This window comes from Kribbella sp. NPDC048928 (genome assembly GCF_043197975.1).
GTDB lineage: Bacteria > Actinomycetota > Actinomycetes > Propionibacteriales > Kribbellaceae > Kribbella.
Genome location: NZ_JBICUC010000009.1, coordinates 375,824 through 396,054, shown reverse-complemented (window position 1 = coordinate 396,054; position 20,231 = coordinate 375,824). Strand labels below are relative to the sequence as shown.

Below are 20,231 nucleotides of genomic sequence, written 5' to 3'. Positions count from 1 at the left end.
TTTCGCAACAATTCGGAATCTCCGGGGTTGACCTCTGAGCTTGTGGGTCGTCCCATCGGCATGCCGACCGCAGACCCACCACCTCAGAGGTCAACCCGGCAACTGGTCACCCGTCGCCGGTCGGGGGCGCCGGCCGGTGGAGTTACCTGCCCGGCGTGGTGCCCGACGGGCAACGGATCACGATCCGCCAACTGCTGAACCACACCAGCGGTATCTACGACTACGCCCACGACGACGGCTACTCGACGAACCGCTGGCGTGGCATGGACAGGTTCAAGCACTACGAGCCGGAGCAACTCCTCGCCGTCGCCTTCCGGCATCCGCCGTACTTCGCGCCGGGTGACGGCTGGCACTACTCGAACACCAACTACGTGATCGCCGGCCTGCTGATCGAGAAGATCACCGGCCGGCCGTACGGCACGGAGATCCGCCGCCGCATCCTCACGCCGCTGCAACTGACGCGGACCAGCGTGCCGGGCAACCGCCCCACCACCAGCGAGCTGAACAGGTTCTTCGAGGCGCTGCTGGGCGGACGACTGCTCAGCAGCGCAACGCTCGGTGAGATGCGGGGCTACGTCGCCGCAACCCCGCTCTTCGACTACGGCCTCGGGCTCCAGCGCTTCCACCTGCCGTGCGGCAAGTCGGTCGAGGGCCACAGCGGTGAGCTGCTCGGCTACACGACGTACTCGCTGCACAGCACGACCGTCGACACCACGCTGTCCTACAACCCGCTCCCGAACACCGATCCGGCCAGCACCCTGTTCTCGCTGTTCGGGAAGCTCTACTGCTGAGGCTCGAGGATGACCGAGCGGCTGAGGCTGCGGGGCTGGTCGGGGTTGAGACCGAGGGCCAGGGACTTGGCTACCGCGACACGCTGGGCTACGACGAGCGACGCCATCGGGTCGAGGTCGCCGTGCTGGACGATCGTCGCGCCGGTCGCGGTGACATCGTCGACGAGACCGACCGGCGGCTCGCCGAAGATCCAGACGCCACGGCCGGGCTGGGCGATCGCGATCGGGCCGTGCCGGTAGTCCATCGCCGGGTACGCCTCGGTCCACGCGGACGCGGCTTCACGCTGCTTGAGCGCGGCCTCGTGGGCGAGGCCGATCGTCCAGCGCGTCCCGAGGTACGTGACCTGCTCGAGCTTGGCGAGCTCGTCCACGTCGACGGCCAGTGCGGTCTGAGCGTCCGCAGCGGCCTTCGTCAGGTCCTCACCGAGCGACGCGCGCAGCAGCGCCAGCGTCGTGGTCGCGAACCGGGTCTGCACCACGGACTGCTCATCCGCGAAGTCGAGCATGATCGTGTGGTCGGCCAGCTCGACGATCGGCGAGCCCACGGTGGCGGTGATCGCGATGGTCGGTACGTCGGTGTCGCGAATCAGGTCGAGGACCTCGGTCGTCGTACCGGAGCGGCTGATCACGACGATCGCGTCGTACGGACGCCCGGCCGGGAACTCGGAGCCGGCGAACGCGTCGGTCTCACCCTGACCGGCGTCCTCGCGCAGCGCGGCGTACGCCATCGCCATGAACCAGGAGGTGCCGCAGCCGACCGCAGCGACCCGCAGGCCCGCCTTCGGAAGCGAACCGCCGTACTGCGCGAAACCGTCCGAGACCTGTCGCCAGAGGTCCGGCTGAGTGGCGATCTCAGTGCTCACACAAGGCGTCTTGGGCATCATGTACTCCTACGTGTCATGGTCGAAACTGCTCGAACGTGATCGAATGGTGCCAACCAGCCGCCACCCGGCTGACCGATTGTGTGAAGGAGGAGCCCCGGGTGAAGCGTTATGAACGCCTCAACACCTTGCTCGAGTCGCTCGCCGAGAAGGGCGCCATCGACGTCGACGAGCTCGCCGAGCAGCTGCACGTGTCCGCGGCCACGATCAGGCGTGACCTGGACCATCTCGGCAAGCAGCAGCTCCTCACCCGGACCCGCGGCGGCGCGGTGGCCAACGCGGTGTCGTACGACCTGCCGCTGCGCTACAAGACTGCGCGTTTCGCCTCCGAGAAGCAGCGGATCGCGCAGGCGGCGGCCACGCTGGTGCGCCGCGGCATGGTGATCGGGATGAACGGCGGCACCACGATCTCCGAGGTGGCGCGGACGCTCGCGACCCGGCCGGAGCTGTCCGCGGAGCACGGTGAGCCGGCGTTCACGCTCGTCACCAACGCGCTGAACATCGCCAACGAGCTGATCGTCCGGCCGCACGTGAAGATGGTGCTGACCGGTGGCGTGGCGCGGCCGCAGTCGTACGAGATGATCGGCCCGCTGTCGCACCGGATCCTGTCCGACCTGTCGCTGGACATCGCATTCATCGGCGTCGACGGGATCGACGAGACCGGCGCCACCGCCCATCACGAGGGCGAGGCGAACATCAACCAGATGATCGTCAGCCGGGCCGCCAAGGTGGTCGTGGTCGCCGACTCCTCCAAGCTCGGGCAGCGGGCCTTCGCCCGGATCTGCGAGCTGAGCGAGATCGACACCTTGGTGACCGACGCCCAGGCCGACGACAGCCAGCTGGCCGTCTTCAAGGAAGCGGCCATCGACGTCATCCGCGCCTGATCGCAACCCCACACACCTCCCTCACCAGGTGAGCCACGTCTCGATGAGACGATCATATCTGATCAGGGCAAGGTTGTTATGAGCAGGAGTGCGCAGCCTCAGCGCGTGCAGCACGGAAAGCGGACTCCGAACCGCTAGGCTTCGGTTCAGCATGGGTACCGCAGCCGCACATCACGCAGCCGACCACTGGGAGGACGCCATCGCCACCGGCATCGACCCGACGTCCTGGGCGTACGCCGAGGACTACACCGGTGAGGACGAAGTCGTCACCGGTGCGCGGGCGAGCGCCGCGGACAGCGGTGTCGTCCCGATCGGCCCCGGCGCGACCGCCGCGCTGAGCCTGCTCGCCGCGGGTGCAGGCGCCAAGGCGGTCGTCGAGATCGGCACCGGGACCGGTGTCTCCGGCCTCGCGCTGCTGCGTGGCATGCGCGCCGACGGCACGCTCACCACGGTCGACATCGACGCGGAGAACCAGCGGCTGGCCCGCAAGACGTTCCTGGACGCCGGCGTCCAGTCGAACCGGTTCCGCCTGATCGCGGGCGCCGGGCTCGACGTCGTCACGCGGCTCACCGACGGTCACTACGACCTGGTGTTCTGCGACGCCGACCGCCGCGAGAACACCGCGTACCTGCACGAGGCCCTGCGGCTGCTCCGCCCGGGCGGACTCGTCGTCTTCGCCGGCATCCTCACCGGGGGCCGCCTCGCCGACCCCGCCCGCCGCGACGCCGACACCATGGCCCTGCGCGACCTGGTCCGCGCCGTCCGTGACGACGACGACCTGGTCTCCGCCCTCCTCCCCACCTCCGAAGGCCTCCTAACCGCCGCCAAACGCCTGCAGTAGGCCCCCGGCCCTAGCCGGTGAGGCGGGTTAGTTCTGTGGTTACTTCGTGCCAGGGGTCTGTTTGCGGGTCTATCAGCTCGTAGTGGGCGCAGTGGTCGATGCGGTGGTAGCGGGCCGTGGGGTGGGCGGCGAAGTACGAGTCGGTGATCGAGATCGGGACGACGGTGTCGTTCACGCCGTGGATGAGGCTGACCGAGGCGATGGACGCGGGCAGGTGGACAGGGTCCAGGTCGTTGCGTACGCCGCCACCGATGAACGCCTGAACGGCGCCCTCGCCGAGCATCTGCTGGTCAGCCGCCAATAGATCGGCGACTGGAGCCAGAGCGACCACAGCACGTAGCCGCACCGGGTTGAGCGTGGACGCGGCCCACAGCGCCAGTTGGCCGCCGGCGGAGTGCCCCATCAGTACGTAACCCGCGTGCACGTCCAGCAGGTCCGGCAGTGCGTCGAGGGCCGTACGGACGTCGGAGGTGGTCACGTCCGGGTTGCCTGGCTCGCGGCGGTACTCCAGCGACACGACCGGCCAGCCGAGGTCCGAGAGCGCGGCGCCAAGCGAGCGGGCATGCAGGCGGTCGTACTTCGGCCGCCAGAACCCGCCGTGCAGGAACACCACCAGCGGACGATGCTCCCGCCCGTGCCAGTAGTCGATCACCTGGTCCGGGTGGTCGCCGTACCGCAGTTCCTGGTCGGGTTCGGGCGCCTTGCGCGACAGTACCGACCGATCCTCACTCATCCAGCCTCCCGAGGTAGCGAAGGGCGTTCGCCGTCAGCAACTTGTGCTGCTGATCCGCGGTCAGGAAGCCGGCCTTCCGTACCACCTCCCCGACCGGCCGCTCACCCAGTGGATAGGGATAGTCACTGCCGACCAGCACGCGGTCTTCCCCCAAGGTATCGACAAGTAGCCGCAAAGGGGCTGATTCGAACACCACCGTGTCGACCAGGATCCGGTCCAGGTACGTCGACGGGGGGTGCTGTGAGCAACCGCGGACGATGTCGCCGCGCCGGTGCCAGGCGTTCTCCAGCCGGCCGAGCCAGAACGCGAAACTCCCGCCCCCGTGGGCGAAACAGATCCGCAGGTTCGGAGGCAGGGCGTCGAAGGCACCGCCGAGGATCATGGCCAGCAGCGACAGGTGTGTCTCGGCGGGCATCCCGGCCAGCCAGCGGGCCATCCAGCGGTCCAGCCGCGGGCCGCCCGGCATGTCCCACGGGTGTACGAGAACCGGTGTACCGGTCTCCGCGCAGTGTTTGAGGAAGGCAACGATCCCCGCGTCGTCGAGGTCCTTGTCGCCGACATGGTTGCCGATCTCGACACCGACGTGTCCCGCGGCCCGCGATCGGTCCAGCTCGGCGCAGGCGAGGTCCGGGTCCTGCAACGGAACCTGGCAGAACGGGACGAACCGTTCGTCGCCGGCCAGCGTCTCCAGCGTCAGATCGTTGAAGATCTCGGCCAGCTTCACCGCCTGCACGGCCGGCCGCTCGTAGGAGAAGAACACCGGCGTCGGCGACACCACCTGGAGATCGATGCCGTCGGCATCCATATCGGCCCGCCGGACGGCCGGATCCCAGGTCTGCGGTCCGATCGGACGGAACTCCGTCGAGCCGATCATGATCATCGCGGCCCGCTCGGAGTCGATCCGCAGCCACGGCCACCCGTCCCCGCCACAAGCCGCCGCAAGATCCGGCCACCCGTGCGGCACCAGATGCGTGTGTACGTCGACAGTCATCCTGCGCCTAACGACAGGACGTAGCCGTATACGTACGCCGCAGCGCACGCCTGAGCGCGCCCGCCGTCCGCCTGAGAATGGCACTACCTCCTGTCGTTAACCCCACATCAGCCCTTTCCCGGGTGGACTGTTCCGCACTGTGGGCAGGTGCGGGCGTCCTCGCTGTCGTAGAACGCCTTGAAGACCGGGGGCAGGTCCTCGACGATGTCGTTCACCTGGAGCTCGACCTCGTGGACGATCCCGTTGCAGTTGGCGCAGTACCAGCGGAACTTCTCCAGGGTGCCCTGTTCGCGGACCCGCTCGATCACCAGGCCGATCGAGTCCGCGTCCCGCTGCGGGGAGTGCGGCATGCTGCGCGGCAGCATCCACATCTCGCCCTCGTTGATGTCCACCCGGGCCGGCCCGTCGTCGGTCATCACGTCGACGTGCATGGTGCCTTTGATCTGGTAGAAGAATTCCTCGTACGGGTCGACGTGGAAGTCGCTGCGCTGGTTCGGGCCGCCGACCACCATCGTGATGAAGTCGTCCCCGGCCGGAAACATCTGCTTGTTGCCGACCGGCGGCTTCAGCAGGTGCTTGTTGTCCTCGATCCACTGCGGGAAGTTCGTCGACTCCAGGTTCGCCATGCCCTACTCCTCCTTCTGACGCGGGCTGTGTCCTTGTGAGACGGCCGCGATTCCGGATATCTCGATCAGCAGCTGGGGATGCGGCAGCTGATGCACTGCGACCGTCGTCCGCGCGGGACCGGTCTCGTCGAAGAATTCGCCGTACACCTCGTTGTACCCGCCGAAGTCGTTCATCGACACCAGGTACGTCGTCACGCTCACCAGGTCCTCGAGCCCGGCCCCGACCGCGCCCAGGACGTCGCGGATGTTCTCCAGCACCGCCCGCGTCTGCACCCGGATGTCCAGCTCGACGGTACCCAACTGATCGACCGACGCCCCGGCGATCGAGTTGTCCGGCCGCCGGCTCGACGTACCCGACACGAACGCGAACCCACCGGACACCTGCACATGCGGAAACCGCCCCCGCGGCATCGCCTTGCCCGGCACAACAGTCATGGGGCCTCCCGGTCTGGACTGAGGAGCGGAGGGAGCGAAGCGACCGGAGCGACGAGGGAAGACCGGGAGTCACAGCCCCATGACTCATCGCGACGGAGTCGCGACATCAGTAGAGTCATGAGAGTTCCACGCAGACGTTGGTGGTTTCGGTGTAGAAGTCCACCGAGTGGCGGCCGCCTTCACGGCCGACGCCTGACAGTTTCACGCCGCCGAAGGGCGTGCGAAGGTCGCGGAGGAACCAGGTGTTGACCCAGCAGAGGCCGACGTCGAGTGCAGCGCCGGCTCGATGCGCGCGGCCCACGTCGCGGGTCCAGACCGTTGCCGCTAGCCCGTAGTCGGAGTCGTTGGCGAGCGCGTATGCCTCGTCCTCGGTATCGAACGGGGCGATGTGACAGATCGGCCCGAAGATCTCCTCGCGGTTCGTACGGGCATCCGGCGAAAGCCCTGTCACCACAGTCGGTTGGACGTACCAACCACCGTCGCGGGCGTCGCCGAACGTCGGTACGCCACCGCCGGCCAGCACCTCGGCGCCCTCGGCCCGGGCGAGGTCGTAGTACGTGAGGACCTTGTCGCGGTGCTGTTTCGAGATCAGCGGCATGTTCATCGTCGCCTCGTCGGCGGGCCAGCCGTACGTGAGTTCAGAGGCCCGCGCGGCCAACCGGGCACAGAACTCGTCGAAGACCGGCCGCTGCACGTACAGGCGCTCGGTGCACAAACAGACCTGGCCGCCGTTCGTGAAGACCGACCGGACCGAGCCCTCGACCGCCGCGCCCAGGTCGGCGTCGGCGAAGACCAGTCCGGCGTTCTTGCCGCCGAGCTCGAACGACACCGCCTTCACCCGGTCCGCCGCCACCTTCGCGATCGCCGTACCGGTCGCAGACTCGCCGGTGAACGTGATCGCGTCCACGCCGCGATGCCGGGTCAGGTACTCCCCCGCTGACGACGGCCCGAACCCGTGTACGAGGTTGAAGACACCGGGCGGTACGCCGGCCTCCGCCATCACTTCCGCGAGCACCGTCGCCGACGCAGGTGTCTCCTCGGACGGCTTCACCACAACCGTGTTGCCGCAGGCAAGCGCCGGCGCAACCTTCCAGGTGAGGAGCAACAGCGGGAGATTCCACGGCACGACGATCGCGACCACACCGACCGGTTTCCGTACGGCATAGTTCAGCGCCCGGCGTCCGTCGGGCAGCACCGTGGTGTACGACTCGGCCGGGATCGTCGTCGCGAAGTCCGCGAATGCCCGGAAGTTCGCCGCACCGCGCGGGATGTCGAGCGTCCGCGCCTGACTGATCGACTTCCCGGTGTCGCCGACCTCAGCCGCGACCAGGTCCTCGAACCGCTCCTCGAGCCGGTCGGCGACCTTGCGCAGAACGGCCGCCCGCTCCTGCTCACTGAACTGGCCCCACGGTCCACTCAGTGCCGCCCGAGCAGCCCCCACTGCCGCGTCCACCACGCCGGCGTCCGCCTCACACACCTCAAAAATCTGCTCCCCCGTCACCGGCGAAACCTTCGCAAACCGCGAGGCACTCTCCACAAAAGCGCCATCCACAAAGTGCCGCAGCACCCCAACCGACGACGGCTGTCCGGTCAGCAGCTCAGGCGACCACAGGCTCATTTCCGTCGCCTCCGCATCAGCCCCAGCAGGACGCTGCCGACGGCAACCGCACCGGCGGCCAGGGCTTGGTGTTGGCGGTGGACCCGGCGTTGGACTTCGGCGTAGGGGGTGGTGGAGAAGGAGACTAGTTCGTAGCGCGAGACGTACTTGCCGGGGAGCAGCCGTTCCAGGGTGTGCTCGATCTGCTTCTGCAGGCGGAAGACCGGGGAGGCGACCTTGTCGCGCATCTCGACGAAGTTCGCCAGGGCCATCTCGGCGATCGCCTCGGTGTTCTCCCGCCGGCGCGCCTCGAACAGCGGCAGCGCCCGCGCCCACGAGCCGCCCGTGTCGTCCAGGCAGCGGTCCAGTTCGACGACGTCCTCGAACGCGCAGTTCGCACCCTGACCGTAGAACGGCACGATCGCGTGCGCCGCGTCGCCGAGCAACGCCGTCCGCCCGTGGGCCTGCCACGGCAGCGTGTGGACGGTGCCGAGCACGCCGACCGGGTTGTTCAGGTAGTCGTCGACCAAGTTCGGTGCCAGGGGCAACAGGTCGGGGTAGTTCTCCCGGAAGTGCGCCGAGATGCCGTCCGCGGTGGTCAGAGCGTCGAACGACCCGGCCGGCCAGAACAGCGTGCAGGTGAAGGATCTGTCCGGGTTCGGCAGGGCGATCATCATCGACGTACCGCGCGGCCAGATGTGCAGCGCCCCCGGATCCAGCGCGAACTCGCCGTCGGCGGCAGGGATCGACAGCTCCTTGTAGCCGTAGTCCAGGAAGTCGACATGCTCGGCAACGATGCCCTCGGCAAGCAGTTGCTCGCGAACGGCCGAGCCCGCACCATCGGCACCCAGCACCACATCGGCGGAGACCGACACCTTGCCGGCCGGCGTCGCGAACACGAGCTGCCCGGCCGCCGAGTCCAGCTCCACCAACCGGTGCTCGAACTCCACCGTCACGCCGTCAGCCTCCGCAGCTGCCGACAGCAGGGCGTTGTTCAACGCGCCCCGGCTGATCGAGTTGATCGCGCGCTCACCCGACGCCGAGTACGCCTGGAAGTCGAGCTCCCCGGCCACCGGGTGGATCATCCGGCCCTTCATCGGCAGCGCGTCGGCCATCACCTGATCGGCCAGGCCGATCCGCCGCAGCGCATCCAGCCCGCGTTCGGAGATCGCGAGGTTGATCGACCGGCCGCGCTCGACCTGCGCGACCCGGGGATCCGCCCGCCGCTCGTACAAGGTCACCGACAGCCCGCGGCGCGCGAGGAAACAGGCGAGCAGCGAGCCGGTCAGGCCCGCCCCGACGATCGCAACCCTCATGCCGTCACTCCAACAAGCGCGGCGCTCGCGCGCCAGCAGTCGTGGTATGTCGAGTAGAGCGGCACCGGCGCCAGCCGCAGGACGTCGGGCTCGCGGGAGTCCGCGATCACGCCGTACTCGAACCGCAACCGCCGCGACAACTCACCCGCGCCGTCGCCGACCCGCAAGGACAGCTGCGCCCCACGCCGCGCCGGATCGCTCGGTGTGATCACCTCAAAGCCGGTCAGCAACCCAGCCAGGTACTCCGTCAACCGCACACTCCGCTCCCGCAGTACGTCGATGCCGATCTTGTCGAAGAGTTCCAGCGACGTACGCACCGGGCTCAGCGAGAAGATCGGTGGATTCGAGACCTGCCACGCATCCGCGGTCGCCGGCGGACGCGACTCGGGCGTCATCTCGAACCGGGTCGACGCCTCCGTACTCCACCAGCCCTCGAACCGCGGCCGCTCCCCGCCGAGGTGCCGCTCGTGCACGAACGCCCCGGCGAGCGCGCCGGGCCCCGAGTTCAGGTACTTGTACGAGCACCACGCCGCGAAGTCCACATCCCAGTCGTGCAAGGACAACGGCACGTTCCCGGCCGCGTGCGCGAGGTCCCACCCGACGATCGCGCCGGCCGCATGCCCGGCCTTCGTGATCGTGGGGATGTCCATCAGCTCACCGGTCAGGTAGTTCACACCGCCGAGCAGGACGAGCGCCACGTCGCCGCCGAGTTGCTCGACGACATCCGCCGTACGCAGATTGTCCTCCCCCGGTCGCGGCCGCAGGCGGATCACCGCGTCTTCCGGGTCGTACCCATGGAAGCTGGCCTGCGACCGGACGGCATAACTGTCCGACGGGAACGCTGCGTCCTCGATCACGATCCGGTGCCGCGAAGGCGTCGGCCGGTAGAACGACACCATCAACAGGTGCAGGTTGACGGTCAGCGAGTTCATCACGACGGTCTCGCTCGGCAACGCGCCGACGAGTCGCGACGCGGGGCCGGTCAGCAGCTCGTGGTACGGCAACCACGGTCGCTCGGCGTCCAGGTGCCCCTCGACACCGAGCGCCGCCCACGCGTCCAGGTCCTCGAGCAGCTCGGTCCGCGTCGCCTTCGGGCGCAGGCCGAGCGAGTTGCCCGCGAAGTACGCCACGTCGGGGTAGTCACCACCCTGCGCGGGCGGTACGTCGAACAGCTCCCGGTGCCCCGGGTCCGCAGCATCAAGCGCGCGGGCTTGGTCCTCGGCGTTCACGCCTCGGCGACCTCTTGAGCCGCGCCCTCCTCAGGCCCGTCCGCGGCGGCCGCCTTCGGCGGGTCGATCACCTGGCCCTTGCCGAGCACGGTCACGCCGCCCTTGGAGACGGTGAAGCCACGCTCCCGGTCGAGGTCGTGGTCGACACCGATCTCGACCCCGTCCGGGATCACGATGTTCTTGTCCAGGATCACGTTCTTCAGTACGACGTTCTTGCCGATCTTGCAGTTGTCCATGATCACCGAGTGCTGGATGTCGGCGCCGGCGCTGACGATCACGTTCGACCCGAGCACCGAATGGTCCACGTGCGCGCCGGACACGATCGAGCCCTGGCAGACGATCGACTCGCCGACGGTCGCGTCGTCGGTGAACTTCGCGCCCGGCAACTGCGGGTGCGAGGTGAAGATCGGCCAGTCGTGGTTGTACAGGTTGAAGACCGGCTGGATCGACACCAGGTCCATGTGCGCCTCGTGGTACGAGTCCAGCGAGCCGACGTCGCGCCAGTACGAGCGGTCGCGGTCGAGCGCGCCTGGTACGTCGTTCTCCTGGAAGTCGTAGACGCCGGCCTTGCCCTCGGCAACGAGCATCGGGACGATGTCGCCGCCCATGTCGTGCCGCGACGCCGGGTTGGCGGCGTCCTTGCGCAGCGCCTCGACGAGCACGTCCCGGCTGAACACGTAGTTGCCCATCGACGCGAACGTCTCGTCCGGCGAGTCCGGCAGCCCCGGCGGGTCGGCCGGCTTCTCCAGGAACTCCTCGATCACGTGCCCGTCCGCGCCGGTCTTGATCACGCCGAACTCGGTCGCTTCGACCCGCGGGACCCGGATGCCGGCCACGGTCACGCCGTTCCCGCGCTCGATGTGCGCGGCGACCATCTGGGACGCGTCCATCCGGTACACGTGGTCGGCGCCGAAGACCACGATGTATTCCGGGTCGGCGTCGTTGATCAGGTTCATCGACTGGTAGATCGCGTCCGCGCTGCCCTGGTACCACTGCGGGCCGAGCCGCTGCTGGGCCGGCACACAGGTCACGTAGTTGCCGAGGAAGGTGGACATCCGCCAGGTCAGCGTGACGTGCCGGTCGAGCGAGTGCGACTTGTACTGGGTCAGCACGCAGAGATTTCGATAGCCGGCGTTCACCAAATTCGAGAGCACGAAGTCGATGAGGCGATAACTGCCGCCGAACGGCACGGCCGGTTTGGCCCGGTCCGCCGTCAGCGGCATCAGCCGCTTCCCCTCACCACCGGCCAGCACGATTCCGAGAACTCTGGGCGCCTTTGCCATGTCCGCACCTTAGGCCATGTGCCCCCCTCATGTGCAGTGCGAGCGGGTGCCCGGTGGAGTGCATCGGGGCGCCGGGGAGATGACCTCGATGCGGAGCATCGTGGTCGGCTCTCCGGTGCCGCGAGGTGCCCACCGGGTGCCCGATTCGCGCTGTGCAGGAGGGGGGTACATGGCCTTAGCTCCCGATGCCCCGCTGCATAAGCGGTTGCGAGTGTCGCGACACTGTGAAGATGCCGATCCTCGTCGTTCCGACCGTTGCCGTTCATCGTTCGTTCCTCGCGGCCTGGGACGAGCTCGCCCCGGAGGACCTGCACTGGCTGGGGCCGAAGTCGATCGCCGAGGAGGACGAGCTGTGGACTCGGGAGCGGGCGGCCGATCCTGCCGAGTTCCAGCACCTGGTCGACGCGATCCGGCGGGAGGCCGAGCCGGAGACCGTCCTGCCGCCCGGGCTCGTGCACCAGACGGTGCTGTGGTTCGTCGACGGCGTGGAGCTGCTCGGCCGGCTCTCGATCCGGCACTACCTGACGCCGCCGCTCACCGAGGTCGGCGGCCACATCGGGTACTGGGTCCGGGCGTCCGCGCGCCGGAAGGGGTACGCGACCCAGATGCTCGCCCAGTCCCTCCCGATCGCCGGCGCCCTCGGCATCGACCCGGCCCTGGTCACCTGCGACGTGGACAACACCGGATCGCGCAAGGTGATCGAGGCAGCTGGTGGCGAACTGGAAGACGAACGACACGGAAAGCTGCGCTTCTGGGTGCCGACACACGCCGCTTGATGACTTATCGTCGGAGCTTATGAGGGTCGCCATTCTGACGCGTGAGTTTCCTCCGGACGTGTACGGCGGGGCGGGGGTGCACGTGGACTTCCTGGTCCGCGAGCTTCGCCGGCTGATCGACGTGGACGTGCATGCCATGGGCGAGCCCCGGCAGGGCGCGACCGCGCACTCCGAGGACGACCCGCGGATGCCCGGCGCCAACGCGGCGCTCCGGATCCTCTCCACCGACCTCACCATGACGGCGGCGGTCGGCGGAGCGCAGCTCGTGCACTCGCACACCTGGTACGCCAACATGGCCGGTCACTGGTCCAAGCTGCTGTACGACGTACCGCACGTGGTGACCGCGCACTCGCTGGAGCCGCGGCGGCCGTGGAAGGCCGAGCAGCTCGGCGGCGGGTACCGGCTGTCGAGCTGGGCCGAGCGGACCGCGTACGAGGCGGCCGACGCGGTCGTCGCGGTCAGTCGCGGGATGCGCGCCGACGTACTGGAGTGCTATCCGTCGATCGACCCGGCCAAGGTGCACGTGATCTCGAACGGGATCGACGCGAACTTCTACCACCCGGACCCGTCGACGAACGTGCTGGAGCGGCTGGGCGTCGACCTGAGCCGTCCGTACGTGACCTTCGTCGGCCGCATCACCCGGCAGAAGGGGGTGCCGCACCTGCTCCGCGCGGGGCTGCGGCTCGACCCGTCGGTGCAGCTCGTGCTGCTCGCCGGTGCCGCCGACACGGTCGAGCTCAAGGCCGAGACCGACGCGCTGATCGACGACCTCAAGCTGGCCCGAGACGGCGTGTTCGTGGTCTCCGAGATGCTGCCGCGCGAAGAGGTCCGGCAGGTCCTGACGCACGCGCTGGCGTTCTGCTGCCCGTCGATCTATGAGCCGCTCGGCATCGTCAACCTGGAGGCGATGGCCTGCGAGACGGCGGTCGTCGCGAGTGCGGTCGGAGGCATCCCCGAGGTCGTCGACGACGGCGTCACGGGGACCCTGGTGCCGTACGACGAGAACGACACGGACACGTTCGAGCGCGGCCTGGCGGACGGCATCAACGCCCTCGTCGACGACCCCGCGAAGGCCGAGGCGATGGGCAAGGCCGGCCGCGAACGCGCCGTCTCCCAGTTCGGCTGGGACGCCGTCGCAGACCGCACAGTCCAGCTCTACACAAGCCTCCTCACCTAGCCGGGGGTTGGTGGGGAAAAGTCCACCCCTGTCCGGGACCAGAGTCCCTCGTGGGCTGAGTGGCGCGACGGTTGGCTGGTTCTTATGACAACTCGCCTGACGAAGATCGTTGCCGCCTCGATCGCCACCGCGGCTCTGCTTACCTTCCCAGCCTCGGCGTACGCCGCCGTACAGCAGCCGAGGCTCTCGGAGTCCGCCGTCTCGAACGTGCACGCTCCGCGCGGTGCACTCGTCTCCGCGGTGCCTGTTGTACAACTGACCGCGGCCCAGCTCGACGCGGCAGCGGCTGACTTCGAGGGCGCTCCGCAATCGCGGTACGGCGTGACGGCGTACCGGCTCGTCTACCGGACCGTCGATCCCGACGGGCGTCCGACGACTGCCAGCGGGCTCGTCGTGCTTCCGGACGGACGCCGCGGTGCGCTGACTGTCGCGGAGTACCTGCACGGAACGACCACGACCAAGGCGGACGTCGCGTCGGTCAGCGATGATTCGACCGACCGGCTCGTCACCGCACTGTTCGCGGGTCAGGGGCTCGTCGGCGTGGCGCCGGACTACCTGGGGCTCGGGCTGGGTCCGGGGCGGCACCCGTACATCGACACCCGCAGCGAGACGACCGCGTCGACCGACCTGCTGCTCGCCGCGCGATCGTTCGCCGCGAAGCACGGGGTCGCGCTGAAACGCGACGTACTCGTCACCGGGTTCTCGCAGGGCGGGCGCGCCTCGCTCGCCGTCGGGCGGGCGCTCGCGCGGCATCAGGCCGGCCCGTTCCGCCTCGGCGAGATCCGCGCCGTCGCGGGGCCGTACGACCTGCTCGGTGAGGAGCTCCCGGGGACCTTCGACGGCCGGGTGCTGCCGACGACCGCAGCGTTCTACCTCGCGTACTTCGTCACCGCGTGGAACCGGATCGTCGGGTTGTACGACGACCCGACCGAGGCGTTCCAAGCGCCGTACGCGCAGACGGTCGAGGCGCTCTTCGACGGTGAGCACACCGAGGAGCAGATCATCGCCGGACTGCCGGACTCACCGGAGAAGCTGTTCACGCCCGAGTTCGCCGCGAAGCTCGAGCACCCGACCGGGCGCTTCCGCCAGGCGCTGCGGGCGGCCGACCAGATCTGCCACGACTGGACGCCGCGGGTCCCGGTCCACCTCTACAACGGCACCGCGGACACCGACGTCGTTCCCGCGAACGCGGACTCCTGCGCGACCTCGCTGCGCGCCCGCGGCGCTGACGTGACCGTGCACTCGATGGGCCCGGTCAATCACTTCGGGACGGCGTTCGCGGCGTACCCGGAGATCATCCGCGCGTACGCCCACTGGGCCTGACGCGGCCGCGATGCTTCAGCGGAGCTCGTGCTGGAGCATCGCGATCAGGGTGTCGACGTCGTCGGAGACCATCGGCTCGCCGGTGATGCCCATCCGGTGCAGCAGCGTGCCGATGACGACGTCGATCACGAACAGGACCCGCTGCTCCGGCAGGCCGAGCGACTCCATCAGGGCCTGCCGGTACGGGTCCTGGAGCTGGGTGGTGAGGAGCTCCCGGAGCCCCGGATCGCCGATCGCGTCGGTGAAGACACCGGCGAACGCCGCGGCCACGCCCGGCTCGGCGAGTTGGCGCGCGCCGTACCGGACCGCAGCGGCGATGTCCTCCTCGCGGCTGTCGACGCCGAACGACAGCGGCTCGAACGTGTCGACCAGGCACGCGGTGACGAGCGCTCCCTTCGTCGGCCAGCGGCGGTAGATCGTCGTCTTCGCGATCCCGGTCGCGGCCGCGATCCGCTCGACGGTCGCCCGGGTGTACCCGAGGTCGTGGATGGTTCGCAGCGTCGCCGCGAACACCTCCGCCTCAACGCTGGACCGGGGCCGTCCGGGCGGCCGGGTGCTGGAAGTCATAGTGACACCCTAGCGGGTTACGCTACGATCGGTATCGATACCAATCGTAGCGAAACCATGGGAACGGTGCCCGATGCGCAGATCCGCCACCACAGAACAACCACCGCTGGGCGTTCGGCTGATGTACTCCGTCCGCAAGGAGCCCGACTACCGCACGATGACGTCCGCGGACCTCGCCGCGTTCGGCGAGGTCGCGAACAAGGTCGTCACCTCCCGCCTCGCCCACCTGCTCACCGGCTTCCCGCATCGCGGCGCGACGATCGCCTGGCGGCAGGTCCAACTGGCCGACCGGACGATCCGCGTCCGCGTCTACCGTCCGCTCCGATCAACCGCACAGAAGCTCCCGCTGGTGGTTCACGTCCACGGCGGCGGTTATGTCGGGACCGCGGTGCAGTGCGACTGGATCAACAGCCACATCGCGGCGCAGGTGTCGGCCGTGGTCGTGTCGGTCGAGCACCGGTTGATGGACCACGACACGCCGTTGGCCGCGATCGTCGACGACGGCTGGGACGTACTGCGGCACATCTTCGCCGACGCGGCCTCGTGGGGCATCGACCCGAGCCGGGTGGCCCTCGCCGGCGAGAGTGCCGGCTCGATGGTCGCGGCATTGTCCGTACTGCGGGCCCGTGATGCCGGTCTGTCCTTGCGGGCTCAGGTCCTCGTCAACCCGTGCGTCGACGTGACGTCGACCGCGCTCGAGTACGACTCGGTCGCGCAGTACCCGGAGACGCCGACCCTGACCAGGGAAGGGCTCGAGTTCTACTTGCGCCTCGCCGTACCCGAAGGGACCGACCCGCGCTCGGTGTCACCGCTGTACGCCGGCGAGTTGGCCGGCCTGCCGCCGACGCTCGTGGTGATCCCGACCCTCGATCCGGTCGCCGACCACGGTCGTGTCTACGCCGAACGTCTACGCGAGGCCGGCACCCGAGTTGAGGTCAGCGAACATCCGAGGGCCGGGCACGCGTTCATCAGTCTGCCGGGCCTGGTCCCCCAAGCCAGGCCGGCCCGCGACCGCATCGTGACGTTCCTGCACGAGCAGTTCAGGTAGGTCAGCCGATGCCCGAGGTGGGCGTGTCGGAGGCCAGCCAGGTTGTGAGGAGGCGGGCGCCCGCGCCGGTGGCTCCGGTGCTGTACTCGAAGCGCTCGCCGGGAGACTCCGCGATCGACGACAGGTCGAGGTGGGCCCACGGAACGTCGCCGGTGAACGCCTTCAGGAACAGGGCCGCGGTGATCGAGCCGGGACCCTTCGAGCTGTTCACCGAGTCGGCGATCGGGGTCGAGATCAGGTCCTCGTACTCGGCCGGCAGCGGCATCCGCCACAGGTCCTCACCGGACACCTGGCCGGCGTCGGCGAGGTTGTCGGCGAGCGCGTCGTCGGTCGCGAACATGCCGCCGTACAGCATCGCGCCGAGCGAGACCTTGATCGCGCCGGTCAGCGTGGCGACGTCGACGAGGACGTCGGGCTTGAGCTCCTGCACCGCGTACGCGAGACCGTCGGCGAGCACCAGGCGGCCCTCGGCGTCGGTGTTCTTCACCTCTGTGGTGCGGCCGCCGAAGTGCCGGATCACGTCGTCCGGACGGTACGCCGAACCGGACGGCATGTTCTCGGCCGCGCAGATCAGGCCGGTGACGCGGACGTTCGCGCCGAGATCGCGGAGCGCCGACAGCGTCGCGATCACCGAGCCGCCGCCGGTCATGTCGCGCTTCATCGACACCATGCCCTCGCGCGGCTTCAGCGACAGGCCACCGGTGTCGTACGTGATGCCCTTGCCGACGAGCACGACGTACGGCGTCTTCTTGCTCGCACCGGCCGGGACGTAGTCGAGCCGGATGAACCGCGGCGGCCGGGTCGAGCCCTTGCCGACCGCAAGGATGCCGCCGAAGCCGTCGGCGGCGAGCCGCTTCTCGTCCCAGACCGTCGCCACCAGACCGGTCGCCGTGGCGATCTCGGTCGCGCGCGCGGCCAGCCAGGACGGGTCCTTCTCGTTCGACGGGGTGATCGCGAGCCGCCGGGCGAGCCAGCCGGTCCGGCCGATCACGACACCGCGGTCGATCACGTCCTGCCGCGCGGCGTCGGAGCCGTCGGTCAGCGCGACCGTGCCGACCGCGGGCTGCCCGGGATCGACGGTCTTCTGGGTGTACGAGAACGAGCCGAGCACGACGCCCTCGGCGAACGCCTGGAGCGCCGCGTCGTCGATGCCCTCAGCAACGACAGTGGTGAGCTCGTCCTTGCCGCGGCCGAACCGCGCGATCGCCGCTCCGGCGTGTCGCAGGTCCTTCGCGCTGCCGTCACCGGCGCCGACGAGCAGCACCTCGGCCACGTCGCCGGTGAGCAGCGGGTACGCCGCGGTGGCGCCGGCGGCCGCGCTGAAGCCGGTGCCGCGCTGCGCCTCGAGCAGCCGGTCGAGGTCGACTCCGAGCCGCTCGCCGGCTTCCTTCGCGGCGGCCGGCAACTCGTCACCGACGACGACCACCCAGGTCGACGAACCATGCACCGGCAGACCGGGCTGCCAGGCAACGACCGGAAGACTGGGGAAGGGAGACGAACTGCTGCGGCGAGCCACTAGGACGACCTCACTGTTTGATCAGATAGGGCAAAGCACACCGTAACGACCCCGGCCAGTGCCGCAAGAGACCGGCACTCACCGGGGTCGCCGGGTGATGGGTACGGGGGCGAGCGGAGCCACACCCCCGGAGGATGTGGTCAGCCGACGACGGCCTTCAGTGCGTTGCCGAGCTCGGTCGCTTCCTCGGCATTGAGCTCGACGACGAGCCGGCCGCCGCCCTCGAGCGGAACCCGCATCACGATCCCCCGGCCCTCCTTGGTGACCTCGAGCGGACCATCGCCCGTCCGCGGCTTCATCGCCGCCATGCGCGCACCCCTTCCCAGTGTCGGTGTTGAGCGACGACACCGCGCGGGAACCGTCGCCGGCGCCGTTGCGGTGATGCGCCGTCGGCGCGTATCGCAGTGTGTATCAGACCCCATTATTCCCGATCCCGGGCCAGAGCCGTGCACCATACGGCAGACTCGAGTCTTGTGCACGCCCGATCAGCCCTCTTCGACCTGTACGGCGACCACCTGCGCGCCCGCGGCGCGCAGGCTCCGGTCGCGGCCCTAGTCCGGCTGCTCGCGCCGCTCGGCGTCCATCCGCCGGCGGTCCGGACGGCCGTGTCCCGGATGGTCCGGCAGGGCTGGCTGGAGTCGGTCCGGATCGAGGGACAGCCCGGGTACGGCCTGACCTCCCGGGCGCGTCGCCGGCTCGACGACGCCGCCGCGCGGATCTACCGGACCGCGCCGGACGGCACGCCGGTGGCCACCGGCTCGGAGGGCCCGGGCGACTGGGACCGGCACTGGCACCTGGGGATCCTCCGCGAGGTGCCGAACGCCCGGCGCCGCGAGCAGCTGGCGAGCCAACTCTCCTTCCTGGGTTGGGCTCCGCTGTCCGACGGCGCGTGGGTCGGGTTGCGCAACGACGCGGAGGTGGACCAGATCCTCGGCATGGAGGCCATCGCCGCGGACCGGTTCCGGGCACCGGTCGACGCCGGCGCTCCTGCGTTCGCCCGCCGGGTCTGGAAGCTGGACGAGCTCGGCGGGTCGTACGAGGCCTGGCTGATCGAGGCGAAGGCGCTGGTCGACGGCGCCGGCCCGGACACCGGCGACGAGCAGGCGTTCGCCGTGCGGTCGGAGCTGGTGCACGAATGGCGCAAGTTCCTGTTCCGCGATCCGGGGCTGCCGGACGAGTTGCTGCCGGCCGACTGGGCCGGGACGAAGGCGGCCGCGTTCTTCGATTTCCACGCCGAACGATTGAGCCCCGCGGCCGGGCGTTTCGTCGACGACTGCCTGACACAGCACTGAAATACCTCACTGACAGTCAAGGAGCTGAGCACGATGAGTGATTCCGTCACGTACGCCGTCACCGCGGGGGTCGCGACCATCACGCTGAACCGGCCGGACGCGATGAACTCGCTCGACACGCCGACCAAGGTGCTGCTCCGCGACACCGTCCGGGCCGCGGCCGACGACCCGGCCGTGCGCGTCGTCGTACTGACCGGCACCGGCCGCGCGTTCTGCGTCGGGCAGGACCTGAAGGAGCACATCGGGCTGCTGCAGGCGAACGACCAAGCGGCGCTGTGGAGCACGGTGCCGGACCACTACGCGCCGATCGCGCAGGCGCTCGCCGAGATGCCGAAGCCGGTGATCGCGGCGGTGAACGGCGTGGCGGCCGGGGCCGGGGCGTCGATGGCGTTCGCGTGCGACTTTCGGCTGGTTGCGGACACGGCCGGCTTCAATCTCGCGTTCACCGGCATCGCCCTGTCCTGCGACACCGGAATCTCGTGGACGCTCCCCCGGCTGATCGGTCACGCCAAGGCGCTCGAGTTGCTCTACTTCCCCCGTACCGTCCCGGCCGCCGAGGCGCTGGACCTAGGCCTGGCCTCGTCCGTCGTCCCGGCCGCCGACCTGGACGCTGCCGTCGCCGAGTTGGCCACCAAGCTCGCGGCCGGCCCGACGGTCGCGTACGGCGCCGTACGGCAATCCCTGTCCTACTCCGCGAGCCACACGCTCGCCGAATCGCTCGCCTTCGAGGCGGGGAAGATGCAGCTGACCGGCGGGACCGAGGACCACCACAACGCCGTCGCTTCGTTCGTCGCCAAGCAGAAGCCGAGCTTCACCGGCCGCTGACCTCACCGGCATCCAGCTGCCTGTAATCGTTTACGTAAGCGATTACAGGCAGGACGTCCCGGATCGGTGCCCGGGAGAAAGTTTGGTGGGCTCCACGACC

Annotated in this window: 20 protein-coding genes and 1 pseudogene; 9 read left to right on the top strand and 12 right to left on the bottom strand. The window is 69.2% G+C overall.

Going from position 1 to position 20,231, the window contains the following annotated elements; translation table 11 throughout:
- The first annotated feature begins 155 nt into the window (after positions 1 to 155).
- On the top strand, positions 156 to 791 hold the full coding sequence (locus ACGFI6_RS34870; protein ID WP_393126293.1) for a serine hydrolase domain-containing protein: 636 nt from the start codon (positions 156 to 158) through the stop codon (positions 789 to 791).
- Here ACGFI6_RS34870 and ACGFI6_RS34865 read toward each other — a convergent pair.
- Positions 782 to 1,654 carry an SIS domain-containing protein gene (locus ACGFI6_RS34865; protein WP_393126291.1) on the bottom strand — a complete coding sequence of 291 codons (873 nt, stop codon included), beginning with the start codon at positions 1,652 to 1,654 and terminating at the stop codon, positions 782 to 784. The two genes, ACGFI6_RS34870 and ACGFI6_RS34865, sit on opposite strands and share 10 nt — an antisense overlap.
- Before the next feature lie 119 nt (positions 1,655 to 1,773).
- On the opposite strand from ACGFI6_RS34865, the gene ACGFI6_RS34860 reads away from it, so the two are divergent.
- Together ACGFI6_RS34860 and ACGFI6_RS34855 are read left to right on the top strand one after the other, a co-directional pair.
- Entirely contained in the window at positions 1,774 to 2,556 is a 783-nt protein-coding gene (locus ACGFI6_RS34860) for a DeoR/GlpR family DNA-binding transcription regulator (protein WP_393126289.1), read from the top strand.
- Positions 2,557 to 2,707: 151 nt separating this feature from the next.
- Positions 2,708 to 3,397, top strand: a complete 690-nt coding sequence (locus ACGFI6_RS34855; protein ID WP_393126287.1) for an O-methyltransferase — start codon at positions 2,708 to 2,710, stop codon at positions 3,395 to 3,397.
- 10 nt (positions 3,398 to 3,407) lie between these two features.
- Here the strand turns inward: ACGFI6_RS34855 and ACGFI6_RS34850 are convergent, their stop codons facing one another.
- The 8 genes and pseudogenes from ACGFI6_RS34850 to glgC form a co-directional block, all read right to left on the bottom strand.
- Positions 3,408 to 4,130, bottom strand: a complete 723-nt coding sequence (locus ACGFI6_RS34850) for an alpha/beta hydrolase family protein (protein ID WP_393126285.1) — start codon at positions 4,128 to 4,130, stop codon at positions 3,408 to 3,410.
- Positions 4,123 to 5,121, bottom strand: coding sequence for an amidohydrolase family protein (locus ACGFI6_RS34845; RefSeq protein WP_393126283.1), 999 nt, complete (start codon positions 5,119 to 5,121; stop codon positions 4,123 to 4,125). Before ACGFI6_RS34845 ends, ACGFI6_RS34850 begins: the two co-directional genes overlap by 8 nt.
- A 107-nt stretch (positions 5,122 to 5,228) precedes the next feature.
- Complete coding sequence (locus ACGFI6_RS34840) at positions 5,229 to 5,747, bottom strand: 3-hydroxyanthranilate 3,4-dioxygenase (RefSeq protein ID WP_393126281.1); 519 nt, start codon at positions 5,745 to 5,747, stop codon at positions 5,229 to 5,231.
- A gap of 3 nt (positions 5,748 to 5,750) precedes the next feature.
- Positions 5,751 to 6,182 (bottom strand): RidA family protein, encoded by a 432-nt coding sequence (locus ACGFI6_RS34835; protein WP_393126279.1) that lies wholly within the window; start codon positions 6,180 to 6,182, stop codon positions 5,751 to 5,753.
- A 115-nt stretch (positions 6,183 to 6,297) separates the two neighbouring features.
- Positions 6,298 to 7,800 carry a 2-hydroxymuconic semialdehyde dehydrogenase gene (locus ACGFI6_RS34830; RefSeq protein WP_393126277.1) on the bottom strand — a complete coding sequence of 501 codons (1,503 nt, stop codon included), beginning with the start codon at positions 7,798 to 7,800 and terminating at the stop codon, positions 6,298 to 6,300.
- Entirely contained in the window at positions 7,797 to 9,095 is a 1,299-nt protein-coding gene (locus ACGFI6_RS34825; protein WP_393126275.1) for an FAD-dependent oxidoreductase, read from the bottom strand. Before ACGFI6_RS34825 ends, ACGFI6_RS34830 begins: the two co-directional genes overlap by 4 nt.
- Entirely contained in the window at positions 9,092 to 10,324 is a 1,233-nt protein-coding gene (gene kynU / locus ACGFI6_RS34820; RefSeq protein ID WP_393126273.1) for a kynureninase, read from the bottom strand. The genes ACGFI6_RS34825 and kynU overlap by 4 nt, the downstream gene beginning before the upstream one ends.
- A gap of 74 nt (positions 10,325 to 10,398) precedes the next feature.
- A pseudogene (gene glgC / locus ACGFI6_RS34815) lies at positions 10,399 to 11,607 on the bottom strand (glucose-1-phosphate adenylyltransferase); the annotation flags it as partial.
- Positions 11,608 to 11,837: 230 nt separating this feature from the next.
- Here glgC and ACGFI6_RS34810 point away from each other — a divergent pair.
- The 3 genes from ACGFI6_RS34810 (at position 11,838) to ACGFI6_RS34800 (ending at position 14,883) form a co-directional block, all read left to right on the top strand.
- Positions 11,838 to 12,383 carry a GNAT family N-acetyltransferase gene (locus tag ACGFI6_RS34810; protein WP_393126271.1) on the top strand — a complete coding sequence of 182 codons (546 nt, stop codon included), beginning with the start codon at positions 11,838 to 11,840 and terminating at the stop codon, positions 12,381 to 12,383.
- 19 nt (positions 12,384 to 12,402) lie between these two features.
- Positions 12,403 to 13,560 (top strand): glycogen synthase, encoded by a 1,158-nt coding sequence (glgA, locus tag ACGFI6_RS34805; RefSeq protein WP_393126269.1) that lies wholly within the window; start codon positions 12,403 to 12,405, stop codon positions 13,558 to 13,560.
- A gap of 84 nt (positions 13,561 to 13,644) precedes the next feature.
- The gene (locus ACGFI6_RS34800; RefSeq protein WP_393126267.1) at positions 13,645 to 14,883 is read left to right on the top strand and encodes an alpha/beta hydrolase family protein; all 1,239 of its coding nucleotides are present in this window, start codon (positions 13,645 to 13,647) and stop codon (positions 14,881 to 14,883) included.
- Between the two features lie 15 nt (positions 14,884 to 14,898).
- On the opposite strand, the gene ACGFI6_RS34795 is transcribed toward ACGFI6_RS34800, so the two are convergent.
- The gene (locus ACGFI6_RS34795; protein WP_393126265.1) at positions 14,899 to 15,450 is read right to left on the bottom strand and encodes a TetR/AcrR family transcriptional regulator; all 552 of its coding nucleotides are present in this window, start codon (positions 15,448 to 15,450) and stop codon (positions 14,899 to 14,901) included.
- A gap of 73 nt (positions 15,451 to 15,523) precedes the next feature.
- Here ACGFI6_RS34795 and ACGFI6_RS34790 point away from each other — a divergent pair, with 73 nt between their 5' ends.
- The gene (locus ACGFI6_RS34790) at positions 15,524 to 16,498 is read left to right on the top strand and encodes an alpha/beta hydrolase (protein WP_393126264.1); all 975 of its coding nucleotides are present in this window, start codon (positions 15,524 to 15,526) and stop codon (positions 16,496 to 16,498) included.
- 1 nt (position 16,499) lies between these two features.
- On the opposite strand, the gene ACGFI6_RS34785 is transcribed toward ACGFI6_RS34790, so the two are convergent.
- Together ACGFI6_RS34785 and ACGFI6_RS34780 are read right to left on the bottom strand one after the other, a co-directional pair.
- On the bottom strand, positions 16,500 to 17,945 hold the full coding sequence (locus ACGFI6_RS34785; protein ID WP_393126262.1) for a leucyl aminopeptidase family protein: 1,446 nt from the start codon (positions 17,943 to 17,945) through the stop codon (positions 16,500 to 16,502).
- A 209-nt stretch (positions 17,946 to 18,154) separates the two neighbouring features.
- Entirely contained in the window at positions 18,155 to 18,322 is a 168-nt protein-coding gene (locus ACGFI6_RS34780; RefSeq protein WP_355476735.1) for a DUF3117 domain-containing protein, read from the bottom strand.
- Between the two features lie 165 nt (positions 18,323 to 18,487).
- Here ACGFI6_RS34780 and ACGFI6_RS34775 point away from each other — a divergent pair, with 165 nt between their 5' ends.
- Complete coding sequence (locus tag ACGFI6_RS34775) at positions 18,488 to 19,306, top strand: PaaX family transcriptional regulator C-terminal domain-containing protein (protein ID WP_393126258.1); 819 nt, start codon at positions 18,488 to 18,490, stop codon at positions 19,304 to 19,306.
- A gap of 33 nt (positions 19,307 to 19,339) precedes the next feature.
- Entirely contained in the window at positions 19,340 to 20,131 is a 792-nt protein-coding gene (locus ACGFI6_RS34770) for an enoyl-CoA hydratase/isomerase family protein (RefSeq protein ID WP_393126257.1), read from the top strand.
- Positions 20,132 to 20,231: the final 100 nt, after the last annotated feature.

Coding starts and splice junctions, on each gene's coding strand:
- ACGFI6_RS34780 (WP_355476735.1), bottom strand. CDS start 18,322: ATGGCGGCGATGAAGCCGCGGACGGGCGATGGTCCGCTCGAGGTCACC.
- glgA (WP_393126269.1), top strand. CDS start 12,403: ATGAGGGTCGCCATTCTGACGCGTGAGTTTCCTCCGGACGTGTACGGC.
- ACGFI6_RS34810 (WP_393126271.1), top strand. CDS start 11,838: ATGCCGATCCTCGTCGTTCCGACCGTTGCCGTTCATCGTTCGTTCCTC.
- ACGFI6_RS34800 (WP_393126267.1), top strand. CDS start 13,645: ATGACAACTCGCCTGACGAAGATCGTTGCCGCCTCGATCGCCACCGCG.
- ACGFI6_RS34845 (WP_393126283.1), bottom strand. CDS start 5,121: ATGACTGTCGACGTACACACGCATCTGGTGCCGCACGGGTGGCCGGAT.
- ACGFI6_RS34835 (WP_393126279.1), bottom strand. CDS start 6,182: ATGACTGTTGTGCCGGGCAAGGCGATGCCGCGGGGGCGGTTTCCGCAT.
- ACGFI6_RS34825 (WP_393126275.1), bottom strand. CDS start 9,095: ATGAGGGTTGCGATCGTCGGGGCGGGCCTGACCGGCTCGCTGCTCGCC.
- ACGFI6_RS34840 (WP_393126281.1), bottom strand. CDS start 5,747: ATGGCGAACCTGGAGTCGACGAACTTCCCGCAGTGGATCGAGGACAAC.
- ACGFI6_RS34855 (WP_393126287.1), top strand. CDS start 2,708: ATGGGTACCGCAGCCGCACATCACGCAGCCGACCACTGGGAGGACGCC.
- ACGFI6_RS34795 (WP_393126265.1), bottom strand. CDS start 15,450: ATGACTTCCAGCACCCGGCCGCCCGGACGGCCCCGGTCCAGCGTTGAG.
- ACGFI6_RS34830 (WP_393126277.1), bottom strand. CDS start 7,800: ATGAGCCTGTGGTCGCCTGAGCTGCTGACCGGACAGCCGTCGTCGGTT.
- ACGFI6_RS34790 (WP_393126264.1), top strand. CDS start 15,524: ATGCGCAGATCCGCCACCACAGAACAACCACCGCTGGGCGTTCGGCTG.
- ACGFI6_RS34770 (WP_393126257.1), top strand. CDS start 19,340: ATGAGTGATTCCGTCACGTACGCCGTCACCGCGGGGGTCGCGACCATC.
- ACGFI6_RS34850 (WP_393126285.1), bottom strand. CDS start 4,130: ATGAGTGAGGATCGGTCGGTACTGTCGCGCAAGGCGCCCGAACCCGAC.